Here is a 5,594-nt window from a genome sequence, read left to right as displayed (position 1 = left end):
GCCCGGAACGATTCGAACGTCCGACCCTCAGATTCGTAGTCAGCTTCTCCGTCTGGCGGCGATCCGGTTCGCCGCGGCAATCACCGCCCACGCTCGGCCATTCTCCACCGCAACAGGAAGCGTCCGCGGGGCGGCCGTCTGCGGCGCTTGCTTCACGCCTCGCACCAGCAGTTGACTTAGCACCCTTCCTTTCAACTCTAACGTATCCAATTCTTCGACTGCTCCCCACCGCCATTGCGTTGCTCGCGTCATCTGCCATTGGGGCTGGAGGACGTCTCGTCCGGCAAATCGGCGACGGAGAACAGTGGCAATGGGTCGGGCTGCCATAATTCCAGCGGGGTCTTGGCCGCGCCGCATGCCAGCCGCAATTGCGGCCGGATATTGCGGCGAGCCGACCGTCGAAGCATTTCTCAAGCGAGTCGGTTCGGAGTATCCTCGACCTCGGGTCAAGGATGGGAGACGTCAGCTGTGGTTGCGAGACGATCTGGACCGAGCAATCGCACCGGATCTGGTGCCGGCCGACCTCGCCGAGGATTTGTGACGTTGGAACGTCCGTTGCCGCGTTTCGTGGAAACGCGTCGGCTTGTCGACGGGTCGCTCGCATTCTACTTCCGGATTCCGACCTACTATCGCGGGATGGGCTGCAGCATCGCCAACGAGCCGCTGGGGACAAGATATGAGGTCGCCTGCGGAGAAGACGGAAAAGGCGGACGCGCTTCTGCCCTCAACGGCTTGTTCGACGAGTGGAACGCACAACGCAAAGGAGAGCCGAGCGAACAGGGAAAGATCGCGCGCTATGGCACGATCGACTGGCTGTTCAGGCAATACAAGACGGAGAAGGCCTACACCGAGAAAGTATCGCCCCGGTCGCGGCCCGATTATGAGCGCATCATGCAGATGATCTGCGACACGGTCGGCAAGAGCGGCCGCCGGGTCGGCGAACGACAGATCATCGAAGTGACACCGAGAGCTGCCGACAAGATCTACGAAAAAATCATCGATGGCCCGAACGGCCTGAGGCTCCGCCAAGGAGAGAAGGTCGTCGGGCTCTGCCGCAAGGTCTGGCGCATCATGCGTCGATTGCACCCGGAGCTGTTCGACAAGAAGCATCCGAACCCCTGGGACGACTTCACCCTCAGAAGCCGTACGAAGACCAGGAAGCATGCGGTCACGCGCGAGGAGGTCTACAAATTCGCCTGGGGCTGCGTCAAAGAAGGTCGGCCCGAGCCGGCGGCCGTCGCGGTGATCTGCTTCGAGTGGCTGCAAAGGCCTGAGAACGTCGTGGCTGGCTTCCTGACCTGGCCGGACTATCGCAGCAAGCAATGGCCCAACGCCGTGCGCATCGAGCACCACAAGAACAAGGCACTGGTCTGGCACCCCCTCGAGGAAGTTGTCGATGGCGAGACCATCAGGTTCTACTCCGAAGCCGAGGAGATCCTGAGTCACTTGCCGAAGATCGGCGTTCCAATGATCATGCGCCGGATCCAGCGAGGCGAAGGCAAAGGCAACGCCAAAGTGTGGTCCTACCCCGGCATGGAAAAGCTTGTGCAGCAGATGCGCAAGAAGATCGATGGGGTCTCGGAGCTGTTCACGCTCGATGCTTGTCGTCATGGCGGCATGACCGAGCTCGAGGAAGCAGAACTGACTGATGGCCAGGGCCGCGCGCTCTCGGGTCACAAGACGGCACAGGCCTATCGCGGCTATGCCAAGGAGACTATGCAGCGCGCCCTCGCCGCGACCCGCAAGAGACATGCGCATTTGCTGACGCAGAAGCAGCTCGATCCTGTCAGCCCCGTGCGAGACGAAGAGGCTGTGGAGCTTGGCGCGGCGCCCCTCGGCACGACAGCGAGCCGAAAGGCCGATCGCCGCTGATAGCCGCGGACCAACGGCAACTTCAGCGCGCAGGCGCCCCATCATCACCCGCAGCATGCCCAGGACGTCCATCTCGACGGCGACCACGTAACGCGGACGCGCGTGTTGAATGCCTGCCTTTGGGGGGTCGAGCTCGGGCGGAAAACGAAACCAGCACAGAATTTCCAAATGAGGGGGGGTACCGAATTTCCAAATGCGCGGGCGTGCAAGCCGGCCGCATATGATTTTATGCAACAATATCACGGGACTAGCCTGGCTGGGGCGGGAGGGATCGAACCTCCGAATGGCGGAATCAAAATCCGCTGCCTTACCGCTTGGCTACGCCCCATCAGGCCTGCCGGATCGGACTGGCACGTAAGCGCCATGCGATTCCGGGTCGGCGCCCGTGGTCTACCGACCGCGCCCGCCCTTTTCAACCGCCGCGCCGCAGGAATTTTGCGGCGCCGCCCGGTGATCCGACGTCCCCGCCAATTCGTCAATGCTGGCAAGCCCTTATCCCGCCCGCCCGGAGCCGCCGCGGCGGCCCGCCGCGGGCCTGTGCGAAAAAGTTGAGGCCCGGCCGGTTTCATGGGATGACGGCGGCCAAATCGGCAAATTCGACCTTTGAGGACACGCCATGACCTATCGCGCCCCGCTCAACGACATGCTGCTCGCCCTCAATCATGGCGCCGGGCTGAAGGCGGCGGTCGAGGCCGGTCATTACGGCGATTTCGACCCCGACATCACCGCCGCCGTGCTCGAGGAGGCCGGCAAGTTCGCCACCGACGTGCTGGCCCCGCTGAACAAGGTCGGCGACAGGAACGGCGTCAAGCTCGCCGACAAGAAGGTCACCACCGCCCCCGGCTGGCCGGATGCGTATAAGCGCTGGACCGAGGCCGGCTGGAACGCCGTGTCCGGCCCGGAGACCCATGGCGGCCAGGGCCTGCCGCTCGCCATCAACGCTGCCTGCACCGAGATCTGGAGCGCAGCCAACGTCGCCTTCGGCCTGTGTCCGCTGCTGACGCTCTCGGCCATCGAGGCGCTCGACGCCCATGGCAGCCAGGAACTGAAGGACATCTATCTCGGCAAGCTGATCTCCGGCGAATGGACCGGCACCATGCAGCTGACCGAGCCGCAGGCCGGCTCCGACGTCGGCGCCTTGCGCACCCGCGCCGAGCGCGCCCCCGACGGCAGCTACCGCATCACCGGCAGCAAGATCTTCATCACCTATGGCGACCACGACATGACCGACAACATCGTGCATTTCGTGCTCGCGCGGCTGCCGGACGCGCCGGCCGGCACCAAGGGCATTTCGCTCTTCCTCATTCCGAAATTCCTCGTCAACAAGGACGGCTCGCTCGGCGCCCGCAACGACATCTATCCGAGCGGCATCGAGCACAAGCTCGGCATGCACGCCTCGCCGACCTGCACCATGACGATGGGCGACCATGGCGGCGCCATCGGCTATCTCATCGGCCAAGAGAATGCCGGCATGCGCTGCATGTTCACGATGATGAACCAGGCCCGGCTCGGCGTCGGCCTCGAAGGCGTCGGCGTCGCCGATCGCGCCTATCAGCAGGCGCTCGCCTATGCGCAGGACCGCAAGCAGGGCCGCGCCGTCGGCAGCAAGGGCAGCGGCTCGGACGCGATCATCGCCCATCCCGACGTCAAGCGCATGCTGATGCAGATGCGCTCGCTGACAGCCGCCTCGCGCTCGATCTGCTACGCGACCGCGGTGGCGCTCGATGTCGCCGTGCGCGCCAAGGATCCGGCCGTCCGCGCGGAAGCCGCCGCGCGCGGCGCGCTGCTGACGCCGATCGCCAAGGCCTTCTCGACCGACATCGGCAACGAGGTCGCCTATCTCGGCGTCCAGATCCATGGCGGCATGGGCTTCATCGAGGAGACCGGCGCCGCCCAGCATTATCGCGACGCCCGCATCACCGCGATCTATGAGGGCACCAACGGCATCCAGGCGATCGACCTCGTGACACGCAAACTGGGCGCGAATGGCGGCGCCTCGGTGTTCAAGCTGCTGGACGAGCTCACCGACATCGTCCGCCGTGTCGAGGCCTCGAACGACCCGGCCTTCGGCACCACCGGCGCCAAGCTGCGCGAGGCGCTGAGCGCGCTCGAGCGTTCCAGCCGCTGGCTGTTGGAGAAGCTCGGCACCGCACCGAACGACGCGCTCGCCGGCGCCACGCCTTATCTCCGCCTGTTCGGCTCGGCGCTCGGCGGCTGCATGCTGGCCAATGAGGCGCTCGCCGCGCGCAGCGAGAACGAGACCGCGGGTGCGCGTCATGTGGCGCTGGCGCGGTTCTTTGCCGAGACGTTTGCCGTGCAGGCGCCGTCGCTGGAAAAGACCGTTACCGACGGCGCGGACGCAGTGCTCGCGGCGGAGGCCGTGCTGGTGGCGTGAGTTCGGCTTCGGCCGACGTCGCGCCGCTTTGACATCCTTGTGTCGCGACTGATGGCTGGGCTCACACCCTCCCCTGGAGGGCAGGGTGTGCACCGCGCTCGCAATGACGCACGTGGCAAACTCCTGATCCACAATCACAAACAGCACCGTGACGAGATGAGCATCCGCGTTCTCGCGACGCAGCGCGCGCCCGAGCTATGCCCTTTCATTCCCGCCCTCTCCGAATGGAGGGCGCGAGGAAGGCCGGACCTCGGCTGAGGCCCGTGGCCCGCCTGCTAGACAAAAAAGCAGGCGGCAGTCACCACAGGTACAGCCGGACAGACCGGCCCTCCCCGCGCGATGGTTTTAACAGGCTATAGCGCGCTCTCCCTGGTGCGCCGGCTTTCTGGCCACCATGTCGCGCAATGTGCTGTGCGCACATCACGCTCGATACTAGCTTCGGAGTATCAGGACCACGCGCCTTGACCGTCCGCGAGGCCGGCGTTCGCCTGTGCTGATCGCACGCCGCCTGCCCGCGTCCACCGCATCCCGCTGCCAACGTCCGTGACGACCGCGAACCGTCCCCTACCGTGCAACGGGATGGACGGACCATAAGGCTGATTTGGGGGCGATGCGAAGCGATTTATGTTTTTCGGAATCCGTTGACACGAAACTTTCGGATGAGCGTGATTTGCCCGCCGGGTGCGCCCTGATATCATCGCCATCGTCGTCTCGCCCCGTTGGCGGCGATCGACCAGATCAATCGGCACATCCCGAAAAAAAAGCAGCGCAGTATCTGCCTCCACAGCTTTGAATTGTTTGATTGAAATGGAGTTTTGATCGGTTAGGAGGTTCTGATGAATTACGTTGAAACCTTTCGCCGCATTTACGAGTTCGGCTGGGTGACTGTCGCCACCGCAATATCGTCGGCCGTGTTCAACAAATGGTCATCTTCAGTATCAGCCGCCGACTACACTTATATGCAGATGACCTTGCACGGAGCCGGGAGCTTCGCGATCTGGTTGATTCTGCTCACGGTGCCGTTTTGGTTCATCAACGTCCCGCGGATTCGCCACTGGCTGTTCCGCCACAGCGCCATTGAGGGGTGGTGGCTTCAGAAAGTCGATATTGCGGAGCGCCCCTGGAGCTTGTCGCATCTGTCCAAGAACCTGGGATTTGGGTGGACATACTCGGGCTACGCCTACGACCCCTCAGGCAAGGTTGCCGCGACCTGGGACGCTTCGGATATCAAGCTCGATGATCATGCCGGATTCTGGATCTTCAAAGGAGACTCACACCGCATCAACACGTGCAGTGAGACCGAACTTTGGACCACCCATAACTAGAG

Annotated in this window: 3 protein-coding genes and 1 tRNA gene; 3 read left to right on the top strand and 1 reads right to left on the bottom strand. The window is 63.6% G+C overall.

The window, feature by feature from the left end:
• Positions 1-555: 555 nt before the first annotated feature.
• Positions 556-1,872 carry a hypothetical protein gene (locus tag HL671_RS37700; RefSeq protein ID WP_210264280.1) on the top strand — a complete coding sequence of 439 codons (1,317 nt, stop codon included), beginning with the start codon at positions 556-558 and terminating at the stop codon, positions 1,870-1,872.
• Positions 1,873-2,125: 253 nt separating this feature from the next.
• On the opposite strand, the gene HL671_RS37695 is transcribed toward HL671_RS37700, so the two are convergent.
• Positions 2,126-2,200 (bottom strand) — tRNA-Gln (locus HL671_RS37695).
• A gap of 288 nt (positions 2,201-2,488) precedes the next feature.
• On the opposite strand from HL671_RS37695, the gene HL671_RS37690 reads away from it, so the two are divergent.
• Together HL671_RS37690 and HL671_RS37685 are read left to right on the top strand one after the other, a co-directional pair.
• Complete coding sequence (locus tag HL671_RS37690) at positions 2,489-4,267, top strand: acyl-CoA dehydrogenase family protein (RefSeq protein WP_012042687.1); 1,779 nt, start codon at positions 2,489-2,491, stop codon at positions 4,265-4,267.
• An 836-nt stretch (positions 4,268-5,103) separates the two neighbouring features.
• A complete protein-coding gene (locus HL671_RS37685; protein WP_172244213.1) occupies positions 5,104-5,592 on the top strand; it encodes a hypothetical protein in 489 nt (162 codons plus the stop codon).
• Positions 5,593-5,594: the final 2 nt, after the last annotated feature.

Origin of the sequence: Bradyrhizobium denitrificans, from assembly GCF_013179005.1 — a bacterium.
In the GTDB taxonomy this organism is placed as follows: Bacteria; Pseudomonadota; Alphaproteobacteria; order Rhizobiales; family Xanthobacteraceae; genus Bradyrhizobium; species Bradyrhizobium denitrificans.
The sequence above is the reverse complement of the archived record's forward strand: the minus strand, read 5'-3'. Positions and strand labels throughout refer to the sequence as shown.